This window comes from Stappia sp. MMSF_3263 (assembly GCF_030733745.1).
In the GTDB taxonomy this organism is placed as follows: domain Bacteria; phylum Pseudomonadota; class Alphaproteobacteria; order Rhizobiales; family Stappiaceae; genus Stappia.
The window spans coordinates 68,059-90,438 of the sequence record NZ_JASHIK010000015.1; the positions used below are offsets into that span (position 1 = coordinate 68,059).

Sequence of the window (22,380 nt, forward strand, 5' to 3'; positions counted from 1 at the left end):
ACGATGCGCGGTTTCACAATCTCCGACGTCCTGACCATGCTGGCCGCCGTACAGTGGACGGCGACGCTGGTCATCCTCGCGCTGGCCTTCGGCGCGCCGTTGGCGCTGCTGCTTGCCCGCATGTGCACGGGGCGCAGCCGCCTGGCGCGGCTCGTCGCCACCGGCATCCTGCAGCTCGTACAGGGCGTGCCGGTGCTCGGCCTGTTGATGTTCTTCTATTTCGGCATGCCGGTTTTTCTCGGCATCAAGGTCCCGGCGCTGGTCTCGGTCGGGGCGGCCTTCACCATCTTCACCGCCGCCTTTCTCGGCGAGATCTGGCGCGGCGGCATCCAGGCGGTGCATGTCGCGCAGGGCGAGGCGGCCGCCTGCCTCGGCCTGACCCGCTGGCAGACATTCCGCCATGTGGTCGCGCCGCAGGCTTTCAGCATCGCGTTGCCGGCGACGGTCGGGTTTCTGGTTCAGCTCATCAAGAACACGTCGCTCGCCTCGGTGGTTGGCTTCGTCGAGTTGGCCCGTGCCGGGCAGCTCGCCAGTGCGGCGACATTTCAGCCGCTTCTTTCCTATGCCTGCGTGGCGGCGATTTACTTCGCCTTGTGTTTCCCGCTCACGCTCTGGTCCCGTTCCCTGGAGGACAAGCTCAATGGCGCTCGTTGAGATCAGCAACGTCCACAAGTCCTTTGGCGAGGTGGAGGTCCTGCGCGGCATCGACCTTGCCGTCGAGAAGGGCGAGATCGTCACCATCATCGGCCGCAGCGGCTCCGGCAAGTCGACGCTTCTGCGCTGCATCAACGGCCTTGAGCAGATCAATGGCGGCGAGATCCGGGTGGCCGGCGAGCAGGTCCATTCCCGCTCCACCGACCTGCGCAAGCTGCGTGAGCATGTCGGCATCGTGTTCCAGCAGTTCAACCTGTTTCCGCACATGACGGTAGAGCGCAACATCACTCTTGCGCCGGTTCTGACCGGCAAGATCACCAAGGGCGCGGCAGCGCGCGAGCTGGCCCTCAAGGTCCTTGCCCAGGTCGGGCTGGAGGAGAAGGTCGACGCCTATCCTGGCCAGCTCTCCGGTGGCCAGCAGCAGCGCGTGGCCATCGCCCGTTGCCTCGCCATGTCGCCCGACCTGATGCTGTTCGACGAGGTCACCTCGGCCCTCGACCCGGAACTGGTCGGCGAAGTGCTGAAGGTCATGGAAGATCTCGCCACCCAGGGCATGACGATGATCCTCGTTACCCACGAGATGAACTTCGCGCGCAACGTCGCTTCGAAGCTCGTCTTCATGCATGCGGGCATGGTCCATGAAGAAGGCCGGCCCGCAGATCTCTTCGCCAATCCCGCAACACCGGAATTGGCGAATTTCATAAGCTCGGTCCGCTGACGGCCGGCTTCTTCCAAAGGAAAGGGGAACCCCGATGAATTTCTTCAGGACGGCTCTTGCGGCAGCTGCCATCGCTGCCGTTTCGCTCACCTCCGGCTCGGCCTTCGCCGACAAGCTGCAGGACATCCTCAACAGCGGCAAGGTGCGCATCGGCGTGCTTGCCGACTCCGCCCCCTGGGGCTTCCGCGACGGCGAGGGCAAGCTCACCGGCTTTGACGTGGAGCTCGCCGGCCTCGTCGCCGCCGATCTCGGCGTTGACCTCGAGATTGTCGAGGTGACTGGCGCCGCCCGCCTGCCGAGCCTCCTGTCCGACCAGATCGACGTTCTCGTCGCGGCCGCTGGCGCCACTCCTGAGCGCGCGCAGCAGGTGATGTTCACCTCGCCTTATGTCGCTGTGCAGCTCGGTGTCTACGGCAAGGCCGGCACTTCGGTCTATTCCAGCCCTGAGGAGCTCGCCGGCAAGCCGATTGCCGTTGCCCGCGGCACCACGCTTGACGTCTGGCTGACCGACAACGTGCCGGACGCCAACCTGGTGCGCTTCGAGGATGCGGCCAGCGCGCTCGCTGCCTTCTTCGCAGGACAGACCGACTACTTCGCCGAGAACAGTGCCATTGCGCTCAACGCATCCGGCTCGGCCGATGTCGAACTGAAGTTCCTGATCCGCCAGTCGCCGGCCCATGCCGCCGTCCGCCACGGCGAGCACAACCTGCTGCAGTGGCTGAACACGGACCTGTTCTTCAACCGCATGAACGGCAAGCTCGAGGCTTTGCAGGTCAAGTGGTTCAAGGAAGCAACGCCGCTTCCCAACATGTGAGTTCCTCCCGGACGGGCGGGGTCGCGTCCTTGTGGCGTGGCCTCGTCCGTTCGGGCCTTTCCACCATTTCGACAGTCATGGAGCAAAGTTGATGATCAAGCGTTTCCAGGTTGGCCCGCGCATGTCTCAGGCCGTCATTTCGGGTGATCATGTCCACATCGCCGGCCAGGTGGCCGACAACCGCAAAGGCAGCCTCGAGGTACAGACCCGCGAGGTTCTAGCCAAGATCGACGCGCTTCTGACTGAAGCCGGCAGCGACCGCTCGCGGCTCGTCGCCGTGACCGTCCTCCTGCCGCATATCATCGACTTCGATGCGATGAACGCCGTCTACGACGCTTGGATCGATCCGGCCAATCCGCCGGCGCGGGCCTGTTACGAGGCGCGTCTTGCCGATCCGGATCTTCGCGTCGAGATGACCGCGATCGCGGCCCTTTGATCCTTCCCTCCCAGATCGGGCGACCATGCATACTGGCGTTTTCCACGATCTCGATCTGACGGCGCAGGGCCGGCGGCTTGCCCGCCTGTCCGTGCCTTTCTCGATCGACCGCTCGCCTTACTTCCAGGCGAAGATCCCTGTCATTCGCCTGCGCAACGGCGAGGGACCGCGCATCCTGCTGATGGCCGGCAACCATGGTGACGAATATGAGGGCGAGATCCTGCTTGCGCGGCTTGCGCGCGAGTTGCCGCCCGAGCGTATGCGCGGCGAGGTCACCATCATTCCTTTCGCCAATGCGCCCGCCGTTATGGCGGCGCGGCGGCGCTCGCCGCTCGATGAGGGCAACCTCAATCGCTCCTTTCCCGGTGACCCGCAGGGCACGCCGACGGCCCGTATCGCGCATTTTCTCGAGCACGAGCTGTTTCCCGTGCATGACGTGGTCTTCGACCTCCATTCGGGTGGCACCTCGATGGAGCACCTGCACTGCGCGTTGATCGAACGCCAGGGCCCTCCGGAACGCTTCGCTGCTGCCATGCGGCTGATGCGGGCGACCGGGCTCCCTTACGGCTTCGTCGCCGAGAATGGTGCGGCGGCACCCACCTCGATGGCGGCGGCTGCGCGTGCCGGAGCCATCGGCCTCAGCGGCGAGTTCGGCGGCGGCGGTACCGTGACGACGGAGTCGATGCAGGCGACGGCCTGCGCTATCGACAACGTGCTGATCGAGCTGGGCGTCATCGACGCTCCGTTGTTGTCCCGCAAACCCTTGTCCGGCAAGGAAATGACCGTGCTGGCCCTTGAAAGCCACACACAGGCGATCTATGCGGTTCGGCGGGGCTGGTTCGAGCCGGCGGTGGCGCTGGGAGACAGGGTAGAGGCCGGCGATCTCGCCGGCTGGTACCACGATTTCGAACGGCTCGACCTGCCGGAGGAGGAGCTGCGCTTCGCTCAGGCGGGTATCGTGCTGTCGCGGCGATTGCATTGCGACAGCCAGGCCGGCGATTGTCTCGTGCAGGCGGCGCGTCCCCTGCGGGAGGCCGAAATGATCTGATGGTGTGGGAGAGGGGGGCTGTATGGCGAAAGCGACCGACCTGACGGCACATACCCATGATGCCGTTCTGCGCCTTTCGCCAGGCAGGCCGGAGGGCCCTGCCGCCCGCCCGGCTCGCCCGCCGCGCATTGAGGACGTTGCCCGAAAGGCGGGTGTCTCGCCGATTACTGTTTCCCGCGCCCTGCGCACGCCCGACATGGTCTCGCCGAAGACCCGCGATCGCATCCTGCAAGTGGTCGAGGCGACCGGCTACTGGTCCAACCCGCATGCCTCGGCGCTGCGCTCGGGCCGCTCCAGCATTGTCGCAGCCTTCGTGTCCAACCTGCTCAGCCAGCAATACAGCCAGGCGGTGCGCGCCTGCGCCCGGGTGTTGGAGCAGCATGGTTACCAGCTGATGGTGGGGCAGACTTCCTATTCCTATTCGCGCGAACTGAGCGCCATCCAGTCGTTGCGCTCGCTGCGACCAGCCGCCGTCTTCTTCACCGGCGTCATTGAGTTGGAGGAGAACCGCACGCTGCTTCGCGAACTCGACATCCCGATCGTCGAGAGCTGGGCCTATCCGCGCGATCCGCTTGACATGCTGGTCGGTTTTTCCAACATCGATGCGGGCCGGCTGGCGGCGAGCCACCTGATTGAGCGCGGCTACCGACGCCTTGCCTTCATGGGTCGCAGCGGCGGCCGCGGCGCCCTGCGTCTGTCCGGCTTTGCTGAGCGGGCGGCCGAGCTGGGGGTCGAGATCGTCGACACGATCCGGGTCGATCAGGTGGACAGCGTCACCGATGGACGTGAAGCCTACCGAACCCTCTTGGAGAACGGGCGCGGTTTCGATGCGATCTTCTGTGCCAACGACCAGCTTGGCCTCGGTGCTCTGCTGGAAGCACGCCAGCAGGGACGGCGCATCCCGGACGAGCTTGCCCTGCTGACCTTCGGCGACAATGACCTCGCCGGCGAGCTGTCGCCGCGCCTGTCGACCATCTCCTTCGACAGCCACGCCATGGGCACCCATGCCGGCGAGATGATCGTCGACCGGCTGGAGCCGCGCAGCGAACACAAGCTGGCCTCCAGTCTCTGCCTCGACCTGGAGCTCATTCCCGGCGAGACGACGTGACGCCACTGCTTTGGCAGATTTGGTTGGGAGGCGCCTGCGGCAATGTGGGCATCTGGTTGGCGGCGGTTGCACGAATGCGGTTGGGACTGCCTGTCGAATGCCATGCCCGCGAGATCATCGAGACATGGAGAATAGACTGCAACCTGCGCCGACCGCACCCGAGCCTCAACGGGCTCACGCCGAACGAGTTTGCAACCCGGTCAAAAATGGACCACAGCGTGAACAGGGCTAGCCTGTGAATGGGTATATTCAGGGGAGCCGGTCAGGGGTTGCACAGGTCGAGGTCGGAATCGCCTCGGCCGCGGCCAGCCCCGCGTCCACCTTATCAGCCGCGTTTACGAGCGCACCTCGCTCGCCTCGCCGATCCTTCTCAGAGAGACCATCATACCATAACCACAAACCCACATTTGCGTATGTTACTCTGTGGCGCGTAAGATCGCCTGCCAGTTCTGCCGACCGCCAAGGATACGAACGATATCAATGCGGTCATTTGTGAGCGTGTAGATGACCAGATGGCTTTGGTGCGGGTGTATGTAGACGGGCGGTTCAAACTCCGTACGCTCGCGCGCGAGCGTTGGCATTGACGTTATCATTTCGAATGCCTGAGCCAGTCTGTCGATATAGTGGTCTGCTTGATCGAGCGACCACGTTTCGGCCGTGTATCGCCAAACCTCATCTAAATCTTCAAGGGCTTTGGGTGTAAGCTGGTACTGTACTGGCTTATTTGACGACATGACGCTCGCGCATTCGCAGTTTGAAGGCAGTAGGATCAAAAGCCTGCGATTCGCCGCTTTCGATCCCTTCCGTGATTGCAGCCTGTAGCGTCCTGATTGCCGTTTGCCGCTCCTGGTCCTTGCGGATCAGGTCGCGGACGTAATCGCTTGCATTGCTATAACGGCCTGCGCCCGTTTGGGCCTCGACCCACGCCTTCATCGGATCGGGCAGCGAAACATTCATGGTTGCCATTTCTTGATCTCCTTGACTTCTACGAGTATCGTATATGACAAAGATTGTCAAAATTAATGGCAGGCTTGCTGAGTATACCTCCGCAAACTCGCATTTGTGCGGTTATGCGCGGCCGTTTAGGTGATCGCTCAAAAAACGACACGTGCACCAGCAATGCTCTATCTGGCGTACCGAATGGTAAATAGTCGAGTTTGCATAAAGGATGATCAACTCCAGGCATCCGGGGGGCGCTCACGAAGTTCCTTCCGTGAGCGCTCTACTCGGCTGGTACTTATTGAAAACCCGCGCTGCGAACGAACGTGAACTGTGCATTGATCGACACGTCCTTGCCGCAACCTATCGGAGCGATAGTTCCCGCTAGTATCTGCTGGTTTTGATCGGGAGCGCGGATATACATGCGGTAGCTTGGCACGGCGGCACTGGCGCTACCACAGAACGGGGTGCTGGCCCGGGTTCCGTGTGAAGCATGTCGGACGCACGCACCGTGGTCTCGGTCAGCATGCGCCGGATCTGATAAGATTCCTTTGACCAGGCGCCCTTGATCGCGTCCCTGACCTGGTTCTGACGCTCGTGGTCTTCGGAGACGGTGAAGGCCATGAGCTCCTCCAGCGTCATGCCGAGCGTCTTGGTGCCGACCTCGGAATTCCAGCAATAGAAGCCCCGGAAATAAAGGTCGGGCGATCCGTCTGGCAGTCGGCCGGCCTCAATCGGATTCATGTCGTCGACCAGGAGCAGGAAGACGTCGCGGTCGGAGGCATAGAGCGTGGTCGTATCCTTGGTGATGTCGACGCGCGGGTTGTAGATCCCGGTCGACCAGTCGAGCACGCCCGGCACCTTCCAGCGGGTGTCGCCCGTGCCGTTGCCGGCGATACGCTGCACCGCCTCGACCAGTTCGTGATCGTAGATGCGGCCGTGGTCCGGGCCAGTGACGGCGCGCAGCTCGACACGGCCAGTATCGGTTTCGAGCGTTTGATCTGCTCAGCCCGATTGGAGGTCAGGCCGTATTGCAGGTTGATGGCGGCAAGTGCGGCTGGGAGCTGCCTGAGATAGGCGGCGGGCGCTCCGACCAGGCTGGCGAGTTGTCCGAAAGACCAGTGCGTCGGCGCGACTGGCGTATCCGCGCCGGGGAGCATCAGCGCCAGCCACTCCGGATCGTTGCGATTGGCCTCGACCTGGATCAGCGCGCTTTCCACCACGCCGGTCCGGCTGCGATCGGCGCGGTCGCGCACCGACTGGGCCAGCTCCGACAGGGAAGGTAGCGCTCGTCTGCCGGACGCGAGAACCATTCGGACGAGACGCGGCCGATCCGCTCGCCACGGCTGACATCCACCTTGTAACCGCCACTCGTGTCACGGCGCGCATCGAGTACTTGCATGTTCATGGGACCAATCTCCACGACGGGCGCGGGAGCCTCTCTCCCAGCTATTCACCCGTCACGGAAACCGATCCGCTCTCTCACTCTGGGGGCGTTGCGGGGATCTCCCCGCTCGAAGGGGTCGGCCGAGACCCAAGGCTCGGACGCAGGGGAAGGCCCTCCCCACCTTCTGGCCGCAGATATCGAACCGAAACGCTCACGCTGCTGGGGGCACTGGCTGAAAATCTTGACTAAGAGGTACAATTAATCATATATGATCGTTTAATAGCAATATTCCATCAAATATGGATGATTGATATGGGTTCTCCCAAGGCGAAGCCAGCACTGGAACGGCTGGGCCAGGATATCCGCAACGCGCGTCTGCGGCGTGGCATCGCCGTGGCGGATCTCGCCGTGCGTGCGGGAACCTCGCCAAGTTCCATCGCCCGCCTTGAACGGGGTGATCCGGGCGTTGCCATCGGAACGCTTGCCGACGTTCTCGTTGTGCTGGGCCTTCTGGAGCGGCTCGCTGACCTGGTCGATATCCGCAAGGACGATCTGGGGCTGGCGCTCGCAGCGGAGCACGGACCGCGCAGGGGCCGCTCCTTCGCGGCAAGGCTGAAAAAGCAGAAGGCTCAGGCGGAGGAGACGCAGGATCGGCAGGACGTTGTGGACCCTGACGGGGCTTCCTTCTGATGGCCGATTTCGTTGCCCATGTCGCGCTTGGGGAAGGCCGCACATCGGTGGGCCAGTTGCGTTTCACCCATGCCGGGCCACGCCAATTCTCGACTTTCGCTTATGGTACCGAATGGATCGAAAACCCGCGCTCCTTCGCCATACAGCCCGATTTCCCTCTTGAGACCGGCCCATTTCACACCTCGGGGCAGCCCGGCAACATGCGCGACGCTTTGGCGGGCGTTTTCGCCGATGCGGCTCCGGACAGTTGGGGACGCAGGCTGCTCGAACGCGCCTATGGCAATGGTCTCAACGAATTCGAGTATCTGACGCTTTCCGACGACACCTGCCGCCAAGGCGCGCTACGCTTTCTGGATGATAAGGGCGAGGTCATTCGCGGCAAGGCAGCGGACGCCGTTCCGCGTCTGGTCGATCTCGAAACCATCACGGCGATCGCGCGAGCCTATGAGCAAGGAAAGGAGATCTCACCCGAGGAAATGCAGGCGCTTGCCGGCGCGGGCGGTTCCGGCGGCGCGCGCCCTAAGGCCAATGTCAGGGACGGCGATGTGCTGTGGCTGGCGAAGTTCACCTCGGTCCATGATCAACAGCCGATCGAGCGCGTCGAGATCGCGACGCTCCGCTTGGCGGCAGCCTGCGGTATCCGCACCCCCGAGGCACGGTTGGAACTCTCAGACACGCCGTTTCCAGTTGCTCTGATCCAGCGGTTCGACCGACGCGGGGCCGCACGAATTCCCTACATCTCCGCGCGCACTGCGCTCGGCAAGACAGGGGCGGAACTGGGCTCTTATACCGAGATCGTCGATTTCATGCGGGCTTATTCACCCGATCCTTCTGACGATTTCCGCGAACTCTACCGGCGTCTGATTTTCACAATCTTGGTGTCCAACAAGGACGATCACCTGAAGAACCACGGCTTCCTCTATGTGGGGGCAGGTCAGTGGCGCTTGTCGCCGATGTTCGACGTGAACCCGGCGCCGGATCGCAACCCGCATCTTGAGACGGCAATTCTTGAGGGCGGAGCCCATGATCGGTCGATCAACCTCGCACTGGAAGCCTGCGCGTTTTTCGAGATCCCCGAGGCCGAGGCACGGGAGATGATCCGGACAATGGCGCAGCGCGTTTCGGACGGATGGCGGGAAGCCTTCAGACAGGTTGGCGTTTCTGGCGCGCTGGCCCGCGACTATGAGGCTGCATTCGTCGGCGCTGAAATAGAAACAGCCCGAACTTTTTAAGTCATATTTGGGAAGTTATCGCAGATTATTCGTCAAATATGATTTTATCATAATCGATCCCTCATGAAGTATGTTGCGCCGCTTCGGTGGTTACCGGCTTGCCACGGATGATCCCTTGAAGCCCCGTGGTCCTCATGAGCCGTGCCACCGTGCAGCGGGCAACATCGAAGCCCTCACGCTGCAATTGCCGCCAGACCTTGCGAACCCATAGACCCGGAAGTTCTCCTCTAAGACACGGCGGATCTCGACCTTCAGGTTGAAATCGGCTCCGGGATAAAGGTTGACTTGCCGCTTCACACCGGCCAGCTTTTTCTGATCATGCCTAGCAATTTTGAGTTTTGATAGGCATAGTGTGCCAAGCAAAAACAGAAAGCGATAGGCATGACCCCACTCAGCAGCATCGCAATGAGCGCATACACCGATCTGGTGCGGCTCCTGAAGGACGATGCTGTGTCGGGCGTCGAGGGCAAACCGACCCTGAAACAGCGCGGCGACAAGGCTTACTGGTACGCTGCACGCCGCATCGGATCAGAGATGCGTTTCTTCTACATCGGCGAAGACAGTGACGGAACCCGTGCACGCATCGACCGCATCGAGGCACTGCATGCGACAGCGAAGGAGCGGCGGGCTGAGCGCTCACGGCTGGTCCGTCTGCTGCGGGCGGAGGGCATAACACCAACCGACCGGGCGACCGGCTCCATCCTGTCTGCCATGGCAGACGCGGGGACGTTTCGGCTAGGCGGCACAATCGTCGGTACAAATGCGTTTCGCCTTTATGAAGGTGAGCTTGGCATCCGCCTGCCCTTGGGCGGGATGGCGAACACCGGCGACATCGCCCAATTCGAGAAGCTCAGTGTCGCTCTGGAGGATCAGGTCGACCCGGGATTGGCCGAGACGTTCTCGGCGCTCAAGTTTGCCCCCCTGCCCGGGCTCGTCCTGGGGCGCACGTGGCGCTGGGCGCAGGGCGGTAGCGGCCAGTTGGTCGAGTTCCTCACCCCAGCGTTCGGTGAGGAAACCATTCGCGAACTGCCTGCACTAGGCGTCAGCGCTCAGGCACTGAACTACCTCAATTTTCTAATCGCCGAACCGATCCACGCAGCGGCCATCTATAGATCCGGCGTCCTAGTACAGATACCTCGCCCCGAGAGGTACGCGATCCACAAGCTGATCATCGCTGATCGGCGTCGCGATGGTGCCGGTAGCTTGAAAGCGTCGAAGGACCGGGAGCAGGCGGCGTTTCTTATTGAGGCGATGGCCGAAGACCGCCCCGACGACCTGCGCCGGGCCTATGCCACAGCAATGGACGTTGGCCCTCGCTGGCGCGAACACATAGCGAATTCGCTGAAGCGCATGCATAACACGATGAACACCCTGAACAGTATTTAGTAGCCACTGGCGCACAGGGATGTTCTGCGATGGATGCATTGCGCTGCTCCATGATTTAGGTCGCGTAGTGAAAAACGCCGTTGGGCCGGGGCGATTGACCTGGCCGCTTTCACGACCCCAAGTCAGTCTTTCACACCGGATTTCGGGGCACTCGAAACCTGCCGTTCATTCAGCACTTGCTTTCGGCTTAAGCGGGGCCGATTCCAGGCGGACCGCTTCCAAACGCCGACGGTGGGAAAGCCGATGCGCGAGATCATGAACGCCATCTTTTACGTGCTGCGAGGTGGGATCGCCTGGCGGCTTCTGCCCAGGGACTTCCCGCCGATGACTACGGTCTATGGCTGGTTTCTGCGCTTTCGCCGCGAGAGCCTGTTCCAGATCATCAATCACTGCCTTGTCATGGTCGATCGCGAGCGAACGGGGCGGAAGGCCAGTCCTTCGGCGGCGGCGATCGACAGCCAAAGCGTAAAGACCGTCGAGGCCGGTGGTCCCAGGGGCTGCGACGCGGGCAAGAAAATCAAGGGGTGTAGCGCGCGCGCTAGACGCCAACCCGTTCGCGCATTTCCCTGACTTTCGCCCATTCGTCACCGGGCATGCGGTCGATCAATTCCTCCATCACTCTGGCAAAGGCGGCCTTGAGAGCATCATCGGTCTCGGCATTCCGGGCAAGAAGCGCCGTCTGCGTAAGACGATCACCAACGCGGTGGAGGATTTCCGGCGGTTTTTAACAACGGGATCTGGCCGGCTTTGCGTGGTGTTTCAAGGCGCTTGGAGCGTCGCCTGCGGGCACTGCGTCTAATGCCCTGCGTCTGGCTGCTGCGGCCTCGGGAAGGTGTGACGTGCCTTCGGCCACGGCCATTTCGATGAGATAGACAAGGAACCCGTGGCCTTGCTGATCGGCGACGAAGCGGGCGACCTTCAAGTGTTCGATCACATAGCTCATTTGGGCGTCTGCGGGATTTGAACTTCTGTCCATGGTTTCCTCCAATCGCCTCCAAGAAATGCCATTTTTGACAATGGTTGTTGATGGCTTTCACGCTTGGCGAGCGGGCCTTCATTCAAATGGTCTGATCGGCAGCAACGCGGATTGGAGGGGGCTTCTGCGCATCCGGAAAACGCAGTTACCTTATCCAAGATGGCGCCGTAGGTCGAACCTGCCGTTTACGATCGGTTTCCATGGCATCTGGATGGCAGAAACGGCCCGGCAGGAAGCGAAGGTTCAGCTTGGCCGTGTGGCCCAGGGTGGTCGTCCCAAGAAGGCAGGCACCACCGTCAGCGGGCACGGTTACGAGCAAGTATATCCATACGCTCGATACGGCCCTGATCATGGCCGCCGGCACGATTTCCGGTTGCATTCCAGGATTGCCCAACGGGTTCGAATTCAAGCAGACCGCCTATGCGCTGGACCGCGATTCCCGCCGCCTGATCGGCACAGAAAGTCATAAGACAAGCTTCGACCGTTTCTGTTACGCCGTTCGGCGCGGGGTGAGCAACCAGTGGAGGCGCGGAGCCTTCGATTTGCGGAGCGCTTGAGCCGGTTGCGGTGAGTATCTCGGCGTAGGCCGCCGGGGTCTGGTAGCCGAGCGAGGAGTGGGGACGCCAGTGTCGTATCGATGGTTTCCTGCTCAGCTTGTCCTGGACGTGACGGTCCAGGTGTCTGAGCTGAACCAGCTGCCGTGTTGCTACCCGCTCTGTATTAGATCCCGGTGACACCGATTTATTGCAGTTTGCGCGTGTGATCGTGCTTCGGCGTATCTAAAGGCTATAAGAGATTCAGGTGGTTTCGGTGATTGTTTCCTGACTTTGGCAAGAAGGTCAGGACGAAATCAGATGAAGCTGCGTCACAATATTTATCTCGACAAGAAGACGAGCGACAAGCTGAGCGCGTTGGCGGGCAAGCCTGGTGACAGCAAGTCTTCCATTATCGTACAGGCGATTCATCATTTTGCCCGTCACCGGGATGCGCCGTTTCTGAGCGAGGCTTTGGCGTCGCGGCTTGACCGCCTGACGCGCGAGAACGCGCGTGCTCGGCGCGATCTGGAGGTTTTGACCGAGGCGCTGGCCTTTTTCGTCAGGCTCTATCTGATGTTCAACGCGCATACCCCGGTTCCAGATCATGCGACGCGGGCGCTGGCGCGCGAACGCTATCGAAAATTCATCGATCAGGTTGCCCGTCAGGTTGCCACTGGCGTGTCGTCGTTCACGCCCGAGGAGGGGGAGGAGCAGGGCGCTCCTGACGCAGCTGCTGCTTGTGGCAAGGAGGGGGCCTCGTGAGCGGGGTCGCAGAAGACCGCCGCCGCGCCATGCTGAAGACGGCGATGGGGCCGGCCATTGGCGAAGCACTTGGTGATCCTGCGATCATCGAGGTGATGGTCAATCCTGACGGGCGGCTTTGGGTTGACCGGTTGGGTGCGGGCCGCGGCGACACGGGCGTGTGCATCCATCCGTCCGAGACCGAGCGCATCATTCGCCTTGTGGCCTCTCACATTCGCACCGAGGTGCATGCGGACAATCCGATTGTCAGCGCCGAGTTGCCGCCGCGGGCAAATGGATTGGGCGGTGAGCGTTTCGAGGGGATCTTGCCGCCGGTGTCGAAGGCACCGTGTTTTGCCGTTCGCAAGCCGGCGGCGCGCATCTTCACATTGACTGACTATGTCCAGGCTCAGGTCATGGGCCCGGATCAGGCGGCCTGCCTTCGCGCGGCGGTGGCAGGGCGGAAGAACATCTTGGTTGCCGGTGGCACGTCCAGCGGCAAGACGACGCTTGCCAATGCCTTGCTGGCGGAGGTGGCCGGCTGTGACGAGCGGGTGATTTTGATCGAGGACACGCGCGAACTGCAATGCGCGGCCCGGGACTGTGTGAGTTTGCGCACGCGCGCAGATGTTGTTTGCCTGGCGGATCTTGTGCGCTCGACGCTGCGTCTGCGTCCTGATCGCATCATTGTCGGCGAGGTTCGCGGCGCTGAAGCGCTTGACATGCTGAAGGCCTGGAACACGGGCCATCCCGGCGGCATTGCAACGGTTCATGCCAATTCGGCCCGTTCGGCGCTTTTTCGGCTGGAGCAGCTTGTTCAAGAGAGCGTCAGCGTGGTGCCGCCTCGCCTGATCTGCGAGGCGATCGACCTTGTGGTCTTCATGTCGGGACGCGGGTCCGGGCGGCGTGTGGAGACCATCGCTGCCGTTGCGGGTCTGGACCCCAATGGCGGCTACGCGCTCACGCCGCTGTGTCTTTCCCATTCTCAATCGTCTTGAAGAAAGGTGTCGTCATGCTCGCATGGCCAAAGCCTGTTCGCCTGTTGGCGATACGGCCCCGATTGTTGCTCGCATCCATGATCATTGTCCTGCTGACGACGCCGGCCTATGCGGCGGGCTCGGGCATGCCCTGGGAGGAGCCGCTCCAGCGCATTCTTGAATCGGTGCAAGGGCCGGTGGCCAAGATCATCGCGGTGATCATCATCATTGTCACGGGTCTCACGCTTGCGTTTGGCGAGACGTCGGGCGGGTTTCGCCGGCTGATCCAGATCGTCTTTGGTTTGTCGATCGCCTTTGCGGCCAGTTCCTTCTTCCTGTCGTTTTTCTCGTTTGGCGGCGGGGTGCTGGTGTGATGGGAGATGGACGCGAGATTGAAGGGTTCGAGGTGCCCGTCCACCGCTCCTTGACGGAGCCGATCCTGCTGGGCGGCGCGCCGCGGGCAGTTGCCATCCTCAACGGCACGCTGGCGGCCGCCATTGGCCTTGGTTTGCAGCAATGGATTGCCGGTCTTGTCTGGTTTGTCGCCGGGCACACGCTGGCTGTCTTTGCTGCCAAGCGGGATGCGGATTTCCTGGTGGTGCTTGTCCGCCATCTGCGTCAGAGGGGGTGGTGGCGATGCTGAACCTCACCGAGTACCGCAACAAGCTCGATCGCCTTGCGGACCTGGTACCCTGGGCGGCACTGGTGGCTCCTGGCATTGTTCTCAATAAGGATGGCAGTTTCCAGCGCAGTTTCCGCTTTCGCGGTCCTGACCTTGAAAGCGCGACGCAGGCTGAACTGGTGGGGGTGTGCGCGCGCGCCAACAATGCCTTGAAACGTCTTGGGTCGGGCTGGGCGCTGTTTTTTGAAGCCGAGCGTGTGGAGGCGCAGGACTATCCGCTCTCGCAATTTCCCGATGCGGCTTCATGGCTTGTCGACGAGGAGCGTCGTGCCGCTTTCGAGGAGGCCCGGCAGGGTCGCTGTTTCGAAAACCGCTGTCATCTGACCTTGTTGTACATGCCGCCTGCGGATGCGCAGGCGCGCACGCAGAGCGCGCTTGTGGAGTCGGACCACCAGGGGGTGGAGAGGGACTGGCGGCAGGAGCTTGAGCGGTTCCGCGAGGAAACCGACCGGGTTCTGGATCTGCTTGGCGGTTTCCTGCCGCAGATCGAGGCGCTTGATGATGGCGAGACTCTGACATTCCTGCATGGAACGGTGTCCACCAAGCGCCACCGGGTTGGTGTGCCTGAGATCCCCATGTATCTCGACGGGGTTCTGGCGGACACGCCTTTGAGCGGCGGTCTGGAGCCGATGCTGGGCGATTGCCATCTGCGGACGCTGACGATCCTGGGTTTTCCCAATGTGACGCGGCCGGGCATTCTCGATGCGTTGAACCATCAGGATTTTGCCTATCGCTGGGTGACGCGATTCATTGCGCTCGACAAGGTGGCGGCGACCCGGCAGCTGACGCGGCTGCGTCGGCAATGGTTTGCCAAGCGCAAGTCGATCATGGCGATCTTGCGGGAGGTTGTCACCAATGAGGCGACGCCGTTGCTGGACAGCGACGCCGACAACAAGGCGCTGGATGCCGATGCGGCTTTGCAGGCGCTTGGCGGGGATCATGTCGGCTTTGGCTATCTCACCACCACGCTCACGGTTTGGGACAGGGATCGTGATATGGCGCAGGACAAGGCGCGCGCTGTCGAGCGAGTTGTGGGTGACCTGGGCTTCACCTGCATTCGCGAGAGCGTCAATGCGGTTGAGGCCTGGTTGGGCAGTTTGCCCGGACAGGTCTATGCCAATATTCGCCAACCGCTTGTCCATACGCTGAACCTGGCGCATTTGATGCCGCTGTCGGCGGTTTGGGCGGGGCCGTCCGGCAATGCCCATCTTGATGGTCCACCGCTCCTTCATGCGCAGACGTCGGGTTCGACGCCTTTCCGTCTGTCCAGTCATATCGGCGATGTGGGCCATATGCTGGTGGTTGGTCCGACGGGAGCGGGCAAGTCGGTGCTGCTGGCGCTGATTGCGCTTCAGTTCCGGCGTTACCGCGATGCGCAGGTCTATGTCTTCGACAAGGGCAATTCGGCCCGTGCGGCCGTGCTTGCCTGTGGCGGTGTGCATCACGCGCTGGGCGCTGCGGCGGATGAGCAAGCCAATCCCTTTGCCTTTCAGCCGCTGCGCCACATTGATGATCCTGCCAGGCGAAGCTGGGCGGCGGAATGGATCGCAGCCTTGCTTGCCCATGAGAAGGTGGATGTCACGCCGCAGGTGAAGGAGGCGGTCTGGTCGGCCTTGGGCAGTCTGGCTGAGGCCCCGGCCGGGGAAAGAACGCTGACGGGGCTTTCCGTCCTTGTCCAGGCGAATGCGCTCAAGGCTGCGCTCCAGCCCTATACGCTGGAAGGTCCTTTCGGCCGGTTGCTGGATGCGGCCGAGGACCGGCTGGCGCTCGCCGATGTGCAATGTTTCGAGACCGAGGAGCTGATGCATCAAGCCGGCGTGGTGCTGCCGGTGCTCACCTATCTCTTTCATCGGCTGGAAGAACGGTTTGACGGGCGGCCGACGCTGCTCATTCTCGATGAGGCCTGGGTCTATCTCGACAATCCGCTTTTTGCCGCGCGCATTCGCGAATGGCTGAAAGTGTTGAGGAAGCGCAATGTTGCGGTGATCTTCGCCACCCAGTCGCTGGCCGACATTGCCGAGAGCTCTGTTGCACCGGCCATTATCGAATCCTGTCCGCAGCGCATCTTTTTGCCCAATGACCGGGCCATCGAGCCGCAGGCGCGGGCGGTTTACGACCGGTTTGGTCTCAATCAGCGGCAGATCGAGCTGATCGCGCAGGCGACACCGAAGCGGCACTACTACCTGCAGTCGCGGCGCGGCAACCGGCTGTTCGAGCTGGGTCTTGGCCCTGTTGCCCTGGCGCTTTGTGGTGCCTCCGATCCGGACAGTCAGACGCTGATCGATGCGCTTGTCAGCCGCCATGGTGACGGAGCGTTTCTGCCCGAGTTCCTGCGCGCGCGCGGTCTCGACTGGGCGGCTGATCTGAGCTTGCGATTTTCACAAGAGCCAAGGGAGCAGCTTTCATGAAACGCATATCTTTCGCAGGACTTGTCGTGCTCGCGCTTGTCATCGCGGCGCCGCGGGCAGGGCAGGCGGCCTGGCCGGTATTCGATGCATCCAGCTATGCCCAGAACGTGCTGCAGGCGTCACGTGCGCTGGAGCAGATCAACAATCAGATCCGTCAGCTGCAGAACCAGGCCAGCATGCTGCAGAACATGGCGCGCAACCTGGAGCGTCTGGATTTTTCCTCGCTTGGCCAGCTTCAAGGGGCGTTGAACCGGATCGACGGGTTGATGATCCAGGCCGAGGGCCTGAGCTTTGATCTGACGCAGCTCGAGGGCCAGTGGCAGCAGGATTACCCGCAGAACTATGACGAGGGTCTTGGGGCGGGGGAAATGGCGGCGGCGGCGCGTGAGCGCTGGCAAGGTGCGATGAGCGCGTTTCGCCAGACCATGCGTGTGCAGGCACAGATCGTGGAGAATGTGCGGGCGGACAAGGGGCTGCTTTCCGATCTTGTCATGCACAGCAATGGCGCGGTTGGCGCCTTGCAGGCGCGGCAGGCCGCCACTCAGTTGATGGCCCTGTCTGCCAAGCAGCAGATGCAGATCCAGACGCTGTTGGCGACGCAGTTCCGGGCGCAAGCGGCTGACGCGGCGCGCAAGGGGCAGGCGGAAGAAGCTGCGCGCGCTGCAACGCGGCGGTTCCTTGGCTCTGGCAAGGCCTATTCCGGCAATTGAGGAGCAGGGGGCCTGGCGATGAATGATCTTGGCATTATCGACCAGTTCATGGAGACGTTCGGCCGCTACATCGACAGTGGCTTCGGGCTTCTTGCTGGCGATGTGGCGTTTCTGAGCACGATCCTGATTGGCATTGACGTCACGCTTGCCGGGCTGTTCTGGGCCTTGGGGGGCGAAGACAACGTACTTGGGCGCCTCATCCGCAAGGTTCTGTTTGTTGGCGCATTTGCCTTCATTCTCAACAACTTCAAGCAGCTTGCTGAGATTGTGTATGGATCGTTTTCCGGACTTGGCCTGCAGGCTGCGCCGGGCGGGTTGCAGGCGAGTGATCTGTTGCGCCCTGGCAAGATCGCGGCGACGGGATATGAGGCGGCGTATCCGCTGCTTGAGCAGGCGAGTGATCTGGTCGGGTTTCCGGAGATTTTCGGCAATGCGTTGACGGTGACCGTGCTGCTTCTGGCTTGGTTCTTGTGTCTGTTCGCCTTCTTCGTGTTGGCGATCCAGCTGTTCATCACGGTGCTGGAGTTCAAGCTGACCACGCTTGCCGGTTTTGTTCTGGTGCCTTTCGCGCTGTGGAACAGGTCGGCATTCCTGGCGGAGCGGGTGCTTGGCAATGTGGTGTCTTCGGGCGTCAAGGTGATGGTGCTTGCGGTTGTCGTCGGCATTGGCTCGACGCTCTTTGCCACATTTACCGGCGGCCTGCAGGGCGAGCCCGACCTTGCCGCTGCCATGTCGCAGGTTCTGGGGGCTTTGGCGCTGCTTGGCCTTGGCATTTTTGGTCCCGCCATCGCCTCGGGGCTGGTTTCCGGGGCGCCGCAACTGGGCGCGGGGGCTGCACTTGGGGCAGGTGGCGCGGCGGTGGGGGCGACATTGCTTGCAGGTGGGGCGGCATATGCGGGCACGCGCCTGGCGGCTGGCGGAGGTCTTGGCGCCATCCGTGCGGGCACGATGATGGGCTCGGCCGTGTCGTCTGCCTATCAGTTGGGACAGATCGGGGCTGGGGTGTCCGGCACAGCGGGCGTTGCAGCTGGGCTTAGCGGGGTGGCGCGCGCTGCGGGCGGCGCATCGGTTCAGGCCGCGCGCATGCAGCGTGATCGGGTGACCAGGCCCCTGGCAGCCAGTGCAGAGGCGGGCGCGCATGGTGCCTGGCGGGCCACTGGTGGTGCGCCGATGGCATCGGCACATGGGGCGCGATCGTCTGGTTCCCAGGAATTTTCCGGATCGCGGTCGGCGGAGCCTGTGCCTGGTTGGGCAACGCGGCTGCGGTCTGATCAGGCGAGCCGTGCGCGTCGGCATCTGGCGGTTCAGGCGATCAGGGACGGTGACCGACCTGGTCACGGCGCCACGCCTTCTCTCACTGACAAGGACGAGTGATCCATGTTCTTCAAGCGATCGATTGAGCGGTATGGCAAGACACCGGAGCCAGAGACGCCTTACAGCCGGGCGGGTCAGCTCTGGGATGAGCGGATTGGCACGGCCCGTGTTCAGGCGCGCAACTGGCGGCTGATGGCGTTTTGCTGTCTGGTGCTCAGCGCGGGGCTTTCCGGCGGCTTGCTTTGGCAATCCCTGCAGGGCCGCATCACGCCTTATGTGGTGGAGGTGGACAGGTTCGGGGAGGCGCGTGCTGTTGCCCCTGCGATCCAGAACTACCGGCCGGCGGATGCTCAAATTGCCTGGCATCTGGCGCGGTTCATCACGCACATCCGGTCCGTGTCGACCGATCCGGTGCTGGTTCGCCAGAACTGGCTTGGGGCTTACGACTTTGTCACGGGCCGGGCTGCACTTTTTCTCAATGAGCATGCCCGCGCGCAGGATCCTTTTGGCCAGATCGGGACCCGCAGTGTTTCGGTTCAGGTCACGAGTGTGGTGCGGGCGTCGAAGACATCCTTTCAGGTCAAGTGGACCGAGAAGGTTTTCGAACGCGGCAGTCTTGCTGCGACGTCCCGCTGGACGGCGATCCTGACGGTTGCGCTCCGTCCTCCACGCAGCGCCGAACAGCTTCGCAAGAACCCGCTTGGCCTTTTCGTCAATGCGATTGACTGGTCGCGCGAGCTGGACACGGCCGCGCCTCAACTTCCCAAGGAGACGGCTCAATGACGAGGAATATCTTGTGTGTCGCAGCTTCGGTTCTGGTCCTTGCGGCCTGTTCGAAGAAGCAGCTGCCGCCTGAGATCCGCTACGACGCGGAGGATTTTACGGCTGCGGCGGTCGAGAAGGCGCCGGAACGGCCGGTCAAGATTGTCGAGATGCCGAGGGTCTTGCCGCTGCCCGGTCAGCTTCAGCCCAAGCCTGGAAAGCTGACCAGGGACAAGCGCAAGCCCACGCGGCGGGTGGAGGATGCCAACAAGGCGGCGACGCAGGAGCCGTCAAAGCACGGCTATGTCAACGCGATCCAGGTCTATCCATATACGCCGGGTGCGCTTTACCGGCTCTATGCCGCCCCTGAGCGGGTGAGTGACATTGCCTTGCAGCCGGGCGAGGAGCTGACCTCGGTCTCGGCGGGCGACACGGTGCGCTGGGTGATTGGCGATACGGTGAGCGGCACGGGCAAGGCGAAGCGCGTTCATGTGCTGGTCAAGCCGTTTGCGCCGGGATTGAAAACCAATCTCGTCATCACCACGGATCGCAGAGCCTATCACCTGCAGCTTGAAAGCACGCAGAAGACAGCGATGGCGGCGATTTCCTGGACCTATCCGTCAGATCAGCTCACGGCGCTCAAGCGCCGCAATGTGGCTGCCGAAGCGGCCTTGCCGGCGGCATCCAATGTTGCGCTCGACAAGCTCCGCTTCCGCTATCGGATGAGCGGTGACACGCCTGCCTGGAGGCCTGTGAGGGTTTTCGACGATGGCCGGAAGGTCTTTATCGAGTTCCCGCGCCGCATTGATCAGGGGGTGGCGCCGCCGCTGTTTGTTGTGAGCGCGGATGGTGGCAACGAGCTCGTCAACTACCGCATGCGCGGCAATTACTACATTGTCGATCGGCTTTTTGCCGCTGCCGAGCTGCGGCTTGGCAGCAAGCCGCAACAGGTTGTGCGCATTTCCCGAAGCGATGGCTTGCGTCCGCGCGCGGGGCTGTTTTCGCGCAAGGACGGTGAGGGGAGGGATGGATGAGCGACACCACCGCCTCGTCACCGAAGCCGTCGGCATCGTTCAAACCCGATGCTGGCAAGCTTGATCCTGGCACGCTCGGTCTGCGGGCTGCACCGCGTCAGATTGTCCGGTTCAGGCGCGGCCTGGTCATTGGAATGATCGCCCTGGGAGCTGGGGCGATCCTGGGGGCCACGATCATGGCTTTGCAGGGACCTATGTTCCGCATGCGCGATCAGGTTGAGGAGCTTTACAAGGATGCCGGCACACCGGCACCTGATGGCCTGGCGGCATTGCCGCGGGATTATTCCCAGATCAAGAGCGACCCGCCTCGGCTCGGGCCGCCTTTGCCTGGCGATCTTGGCCGACCGATTGTCGAGCGTCGCAAGCAGCTTGGGATCGGGCCGGGGGGTGAGGAGATCTCGCGTGAGCAGCAAAGGCTTGCGGAACAGGCGCTTCAGGCGAAGGAGTCCGAGGTTTTCTTTCGCATCGAGGCGCGCCCGTCCGCGTCAGGTGGTGCAGATCCGCAGGCGGTATCACAGCCGCAATTGACGGGACTTGAGGCGCAGGCGAGCCCCGATCCTGTGGGGCTTGGCCTGGACGGAGATCCCAACGGCCAGCAGCGCAAGCTTGAGTTTCTTGGCAAGCGCGATGGGGGCGGCATTTACAATCCCCATTCGCTTCGAACGCCAGCGTCGGCTCATCAGGTGATGGCGGGCAGTGTGATCGCCGCAAGCCTGATGACGGGCATCAATTCGGACTTGCCGGGCCAGGTCCTCGCTCAGGTCACGGAGAATGTCTATGACACGGTGACAGGCCGCACGCTGCTGATCCCGCAAGGGGCGCGTCTGATTGGGACCTATGACAGTGTCGTTGCTTTTGGGCAGTCGCGGGCTCTGCTTGTCTGGCAACGCATCATTCTGCCTGACGGGTCCTCGATCGAGATCGACAATCTCCCTGCCACCGACATGGCCGGTTATGCCGGGCTTGAGGATGAGGTGGATTTTCACACTTGGCGATTGGTCAAGGGGGTTGCGCTTGCCACCTTGCTTGGGGTTGGCACGGAGCTGAGCCTGGGCGGCGAGGAGAGCGAATTGGTGCGGGCTGTTCGCGAAGCCACGCAAACGAATGTCAGCCGCGCTGGGCAGCGCATCACGGAGAAGTCCCTGGACATCCAGCCGACCATCAAGATCCGTCCGGGCTGGCCGCTCAAGGTCATTGTTCGCAAGGATCTGGTCTTGCGTCCCTATCGCGGGTGAAAGGGGGGATCATGGCCAAGTTGAAACTCGCCAGGCTGCCGGACCGAACACCGGCGAAGATCACGATTTCGGTGGGGTCGGAACTGGGCAGGGGCTTGGCGATTGTGCGGCGCTGCATCAGGTGATTGATGAGGAGAGGGAATCGGTTGCCGAGTTCATTTCGTTGATGCTGGAGGCCTTTTTGGAGGGAGATCGTGCCTTTGCAAGGGCGCGCAAGACGGCCGCACCGGTCAAGCCGGCCGATCGGTTTGCGGGGTCTTGTGAGGCTGGCGGGCGTCAGCTGGCACAAGGTGAGGCGCGATCAAACTGGAGGGGTGATTCTTCGTAAAGGGACGTGCTGCTGTTGTTTGGTGAGGGCGATCTGTTGTCGCCGCGGTCTTGTCAACGCATGAGGGGCGCGGCCTGTCTGCAGGTGACGTGATATCTGGCGGTCATCTTCGCCTGGTAGTGTAGGTTGGCTTGCTGCGCTGGATTCATTTGGGATATCGGGGCGGGGCAGCGGTCTTGCCTCACCTCTGGTTGAACGGTGCCGTTTGCTATATAGCGGGAGTGGGATGGGCTGACCTGTCCCGTGAACCTGGCGGAACGTCATG

Annotated in this window: 22 protein-coding genes and 7 pseudogenes; 23 read left to right on the top strand and 6 right to left on the bottom strand. The window is 62.3% G+C overall.

The window, feature by feature from the left end:
• Positions 1-3 precede the first annotated feature (3 nt).
• The 7 genes and pseudogenes from RBB46_RS16255 to RBB46_RS16285 all read left to right on the top strand — a co-directional run.
• The gene (locus tag RBB46_RS16255) at positions 4-654 is read left to right on the top strand and encodes an amino acid ABC transporter permease (protein ID WP_306030072.1); all 651 of its coding nucleotides are present in this window, start codon (positions 4-6) and stop codon (positions 652-654) included.
• Entirely contained in the window at positions 641-1,372 is a 732-nt protein-coding gene (locus RBB46_RS16260) for an amino acid ABC transporter ATP-binding protein (RefSeq protein ID WP_306030073.1), read from the top strand. The genes RBB46_RS16255 and RBB46_RS16260 overlap by 14 nt, the downstream gene beginning before the upstream one ends.
• A gap of 34 nt (positions 1,373-1,406) precedes the next feature.
• Positions 1,407-2,186 carry a transporter substrate-binding domain-containing protein gene (locus RBB46_RS16265; RefSeq protein WP_306030074.1) on the top strand — a complete coding sequence of 260 codons (780 nt, stop codon included), beginning with the start codon at positions 1,407-1,409 and terminating at the stop codon, positions 2,184-2,186.
• A 91-nt stretch (positions 2,187-2,277) separates the two neighbouring features.
• Positions 2,278-2,622, top strand: coding sequence for a RidA family protein (locus RBB46_RS16270; RefSeq protein ID WP_306030075.1), 345 nt, complete (start codon positions 2,278-2,280; stop codon positions 2,620-2,622).
• A 25-nt stretch (positions 2,623-2,647) separates the two neighbouring features.
• A complete protein-coding gene (locus RBB46_RS16275) occupies positions 2,648-3,670 on the top strand; it encodes a succinylglutamate desuccinylase/aspartoacylase family protein (RefSeq protein ID WP_306030076.1) in 1,023 nt (340 codons plus the stop codon).
• A gap of 22 nt (positions 3,671-3,692) precedes the next feature.
• Positions 3,693-4,778 (top strand): LacI family DNA-binding transcriptional regulator, encoded by a 1,086-nt coding sequence (locus RBB46_RS16280; RefSeq protein ID WP_306030077.1) that lies wholly within the window; start codon positions 3,693-3,695, stop codon positions 4,776-4,778.
• 101 nt (positions 4,779-4,879) lie between these two features.
• Positions 4,880-5,017, top strand: a pseudogene (locus tag RBB46_RS16285) (integrase core domain-containing protein); the annotation flags it as partial.
• A 177-nt stretch (positions 5,018-5,194) separates the two neighbouring features.
• Here the strand turns inward: RBB46_RS16285 and RBB46_RS23315 are convergent.
• The 3 genes and pseudogenes from RBB46_RS23315 to RBB46_RS16295 form a co-directional block, all read right to left on the bottom strand.
• On the bottom strand, positions 5,195-5,512 hold the full coding sequence (locus tag RBB46_RS23315; RefSeq protein WP_369293116.1) for a type II toxin-antitoxin system RelE/ParE family toxin: 318 nt from the start codon (positions 5,510-5,512) through the stop codon (positions 5,195-5,197).
• Entirely contained in the window at positions 5,499-5,744 is a 246-nt protein-coding gene (locus RBB46_RS16290; protein ID WP_306030078.1) for a type II toxin-antitoxin system ParD family antitoxin, read from the bottom strand. Before RBB46_RS16290 ends, RBB46_RS23315 begins: the two co-directional genes overlap by 14 nt.
• Before the next feature lie 612 nt (positions 5,745-6,356).
• Positions 6,357-7,125, bottom strand: a pseudogene (locus RBB46_RS16295) (DUF932 domain-containing protein); the annotation flags it as partial.
• 291 nt (positions 7,126-7,416) lie between these two features.
• On the opposite strand from RBB46_RS16295, the gene RBB46_RS16300 reads away from it, so the two are divergent.
• Positions 7,417-7,794, top strand: a complete 378-nt coding sequence (locus RBB46_RS16300; protein WP_306030079.1) for a helix-turn-helix domain-containing protein — start codon at positions 7,417-7,419, stop codon at positions 7,792-7,794.
• The gene (locus RBB46_RS16305) at positions 7,794-9,026 is read left to right on the top strand and encodes a type II toxin-antitoxin system HipA family toxin (RefSeq protein WP_306030080.1); all 1,233 of its coding nucleotides are present in this window, start codon (positions 7,794-7,796) and stop codon (positions 9,024-9,026) included. The genes RBB46_RS16300 and RBB46_RS16305 overlap by 1 nt, the downstream gene beginning before the upstream one ends.
• Positions 9,027-9,117: 91 nt before the next feature.
• Here RBB46_RS16305 and RBB46_RS16310 read toward each other — a convergent pair.
• Positions 9,118-9,281, bottom strand: a pseudogene (locus tag RBB46_RS16310) (IS3 family transposase); the annotation flags it as partial.
• Positions 9,282-9,431: 150 nt separating this feature from the next.
• On the opposite strand from RBB46_RS16310, the gene RBB46_RS16315 reads away from it, so the two are divergent.
• Positions 9,432-10,412 carry a GSU2403 family nucleotidyltransferase fold protein gene (locus tag RBB46_RS16315; RefSeq protein ID WP_336623167.1) on the top strand — a complete coding sequence of 327 codons (981 nt, stop codon included), beginning with the start codon at positions 9,432-9,434 and terminating at the stop codon, positions 10,410-10,412.
• A 243-nt stretch (positions 10,413-10,655) separates the two neighbouring features.
• Positions 10,656-10,937: pseudogene (locus RBB46_RS16320) on the top strand (transposase); the annotation flags it as partial.
• A 199-nt stretch (positions 10,938-11,136) separates the two neighbouring features.
• On the opposite strand, the gene RBB46_RS16325 reads toward RBB46_RS16320, so the two are convergent.
• A complete protein-coding gene (locus RBB46_RS16325) occupies positions 11,137-11,355 on the bottom strand; it encodes a hypothetical protein (protein ID WP_306030082.1) in 219 nt (72 codons plus the stop codon).
• A 329-nt stretch (positions 11,356-11,684) separates the two neighbouring features.
• On the opposite strand from RBB46_RS16325, the pseudogene RBB46_RS16330 reads away from it, so the two are divergent.
• Positions 11,685-11,834 (top strand): annotated as a pseudogene (locus tag RBB46_RS16330) (integrase); the annotation flags it as partial.
• Between the two features lie 21 nt (positions 11,835-11,855).
• Here the strand turns inward: RBB46_RS16330 and RBB46_RS16335 are convergent.
• Positions 11,856-12,017: pseudogene (locus RBB46_RS16335) on the bottom strand (IS3 family transposase); the annotation flags it as partial.
• Positions 12,018-12,242: 225 nt separating this feature from the next.
• On the opposite strand from RBB46_RS16335, the gene RBB46_RS16340 reads away from it, so the two are divergent.
• The 11 genes and pseudogenes from RBB46_RS16340 to RBB46_RS16390 all read left to right on the top strand — a co-directional run bounded on the left by RBB46_RS16340 (position 12,243) and on the right by RBB46_RS16390 (position 22,115).
• Positions 12,243-12,686, top strand: a complete 444-nt coding sequence (locus RBB46_RS16340; protein WP_306030083.1) for a CopG family transcriptional regulator — start codon at positions 12,243-12,245, stop codon at positions 12,684-12,686.
• Between the two features lie 29 nt (positions 12,687-12,715).
• Positions 12,716-13,663 carry a P-type conjugative transfer ATPase TrbB gene (gene trbB, locus RBB46_RS16345; protein WP_306030084.1) on the top strand — a complete coding sequence of 316 codons (948 nt, stop codon included), beginning with the start codon at positions 12,716-12,718 and terminating at the stop codon, positions 13,661-13,663.
• Positions 13,664-13,740: 77 nt separating this feature from the next.
• Complete coding sequence (locus tag RBB46_RS16350) at positions 13,741-14,016, top strand: TrbC/VirB2 family protein (protein WP_336623171.1); 276 nt, start codon at positions 13,741-13,743, stop codon at positions 14,014-14,016.
• Positions 14,016-14,285, top strand: coding sequence for a VirB3 family type IV secretion system protein (locus RBB46_RS16355; RefSeq protein ID WP_306030086.1), 270 nt, complete (start codon positions 14,016-14,018; stop codon positions 14,283-14,285). Before RBB46_RS16350 ends, RBB46_RS16355 begins: the two co-directional genes overlap by 1 nt.
• Positions 14,279-16,732 carry a conjugal transfer protein TrbE gene (trbE, locus tag RBB46_RS16360; protein ID WP_306030087.1) on the top strand — a complete coding sequence of 818 codons (2,454 nt, stop codon included), beginning with the start codon at positions 14,279-14,281 and terminating at the stop codon, positions 16,730-16,732. Before RBB46_RS16355 ends, trbE begins: the two co-directional genes overlap by 7 nt.
• Positions 16,729-17,442 carry a P-type conjugative transfer protein TrbJ gene (trbJ, locus tag RBB46_RS16365; RefSeq protein WP_306030088.1) on the top strand — a complete coding sequence of 238 codons (714 nt, stop codon included), beginning with the start codon at positions 16,729-16,731 and terminating at the stop codon, positions 17,440-17,442. Before trbE ends, trbJ begins: the two co-directional genes overlap by 4 nt.
• A gap of 18 nt (positions 17,443-17,460) precedes the next feature.
• A complete protein-coding gene (gene trbL / locus RBB46_RS16370; protein WP_306030089.1) occupies positions 17,461-18,816 on the top strand; it encodes a P-type conjugative transfer protein TrbL in 1,356 nt (451 codons plus the stop codon).
• 3 nt (positions 18,817-18,819) lie between these two features.
• Positions 18,820-19,539: a conjugal transfer protein TrbF gene (gene trbF, locus RBB46_RS16375; protein ID WP_306030090.1), complete on the top strand. Its 720-nt coding sequence runs from the start codon at positions 18,820-18,822 to the stop codon at positions 19,537-19,539.
• Positions 19,536-20,552 carry a P-type conjugative transfer protein TrbG gene (gene trbG, locus RBB46_RS16380; RefSeq protein ID WP_306030091.1) on the top strand — a complete coding sequence of 339 codons (1,017 nt, stop codon included), beginning with the start codon at positions 19,536-19,538 and terminating at the stop codon, positions 20,550-20,552. The genes trbF and trbG overlap by 4 nt, the downstream gene beginning before the upstream one ends.
• Positions 20,549-21,787: a TrbI/VirB10 family protein gene (locus RBB46_RS16385; RefSeq protein WP_306030092.1), complete on the top strand. Its 1,239-nt coding sequence runs from the start codon at positions 20,549-20,551 to the stop codon at positions 21,785-21,787. Before trbG ends, RBB46_RS16385 begins: the two co-directional genes overlap by 4 nt.
• Positions 21,788-21,798: 11 nt before the next feature.
• A pseudogene (locus RBB46_RS16390) lies at positions 21,799-22,115 on the top strand (DUF2274 domain-containing protein).
• The last annotated feature ends 265 nt before the right edge of the window (positions 22,116-22,380 follow it).

Excerpts from the sequence above, each read along its gene's own strand:
- RBB46_RS16255 (WP_306030072.1), top strand. The coding sequence starts at position 4 with ATGCGCGGTTTCACAATCTCCGACGTCCTGACCATGCTGGCCGCCGTA.
- RBB46_RS16260 (WP_306030073.1), top strand. The coding sequence starts at position 641 with ATGGCGCTCGTTGAGATCAGCAACGTCCACAAGTCCTTTGGCGAGGTG.
- RBB46_RS16265 (WP_306030074.1), top strand. The coding sequence starts at position 1,407 with ATGAATTTCTTCAGGACGGCTCTTGCGGCAGCTGCCATCGCTGCCGTT.
- RBB46_RS16270 (WP_306030075.1), top strand. The coding sequence starts at position 2,278 with ATGATCAAGCGTTTCCAGGTTGGCCCGCGCATGTCTCAGGCCGTCATT.
- RBB46_RS16275 (WP_306030076.1), top strand. The coding sequence starts at position 2,648 with ATGCATACTGGCGTTTTCCACGATCTCGATCTGACGGCGCAGGGCCGG.
- RBB46_RS16280 (WP_306030077.1), top strand. The coding sequence starts at position 3,693 with ATGGCGAAAGCGACCGACCTGACGGCACATACCCATGATGCCGTTCTG.
- RBB46_RS23315 (WP_369293116.1), bottom strand. The coding sequence starts at position 5,512 with ATGTCGTCAAATAAGCCAGTACAGTACCAGCTTACACCCAAAGCCCTT.
- RBB46_RS16290 (WP_306030078.1), bottom strand. The coding sequence starts at position 5,744 with ATGGCAACCATGAATGTTTCGCTGCCCGATCCGATGAAGGCGTGGGTC.
- RBB46_RS16300 (WP_306030079.1), top strand. The coding sequence starts at position 7,417 with ATGGGTTCTCCCAAGGCGAAGCCAGCACTGGAACGGCTGGGCCAGGAT.
- RBB46_RS16305 (WP_306030080.1), top strand. The coding sequence starts at position 7,794 with ATGGCCGATTTCGTTGCCCATGTCGCGCTTGGGGAAGGCCGCACATCG.
- RBB46_RS16315 (WP_336623167.1), top strand. The coding sequence starts at position 9,432 with ATGAGCGCATACACCGATCTGGTGCGGCTCCTGAAGGACGATGCTGTG.
- RBB46_RS16325 (WP_306030082.1), bottom strand. The coding sequence starts at position 11,355 with ATGAGCTATGTGATCGAACACTTGAAGGTCGCCCGCTTCGTCGCCGAT.
- RBB46_RS16340 (WP_306030083.1), top strand. The coding sequence starts at position 12,243 with ATGAAGCTGCGTCACAATATTTATCTCGACAAGAAGACGAGCGACAAG.
- trbB (WP_306030084.1), top strand. The coding sequence starts at position 12,716 with ATGCTGAAGACGGCGATGGGGCCGGCCATTGGCGAAGCACTTGGTGAT.
- RBB46_RS16350 (WP_336623171.1), top strand. The coding sequence starts at position 13,741 with ATGATCATTGTCCTGCTGACGACGCCGGCCTATGCGGCGGGCTCGGGC.
- RBB46_RS16355 (WP_306030086.1), top strand. The coding sequence starts at position 14,016 with ATGGGAGATGGACGCGAGATTGAAGGGTTCGAGGTGCCCGTCCACCGC.
- trbE (WP_306030087.1), top strand. The coding sequence starts at position 14,279 with ATGCTGAACCTCACCGAGTACCGCAACAAGCTCGATCGCCTTGCGGAC.
- trbJ (WP_306030088.1), top strand. The coding sequence starts at position 16,729 with ATGAAACGCATATCTTTCGCAGGACTTGTCGTGCTCGCGCTTGTCATC.
- trbL (WP_306030089.1), top strand. The coding sequence starts at position 17,461 with ATGAATGATCTTGGCATTATCGACCAGTTCATGGAGACGTTCGGCCGC.
- trbF (WP_306030090.1), top strand. The coding sequence starts at position 18,820 with ATGTTCTTCAAGCGATCGATTGAGCGGTATGGCAAGACACCGGAGCCA.
- trbG (WP_306030091.1), top strand. The coding sequence starts at position 19,536 with ATGACGAGGAATATCTTGTGTGTCGCAGCTTCGGTTCTGGTCCTTGCG.
- RBB46_RS16385 (WP_306030092.1), top strand. The coding sequence starts at position 20,549 with ATGAGCGACACCACCGCCTCGTCACCGAAGCCGTCGGCATCGTTCAAA.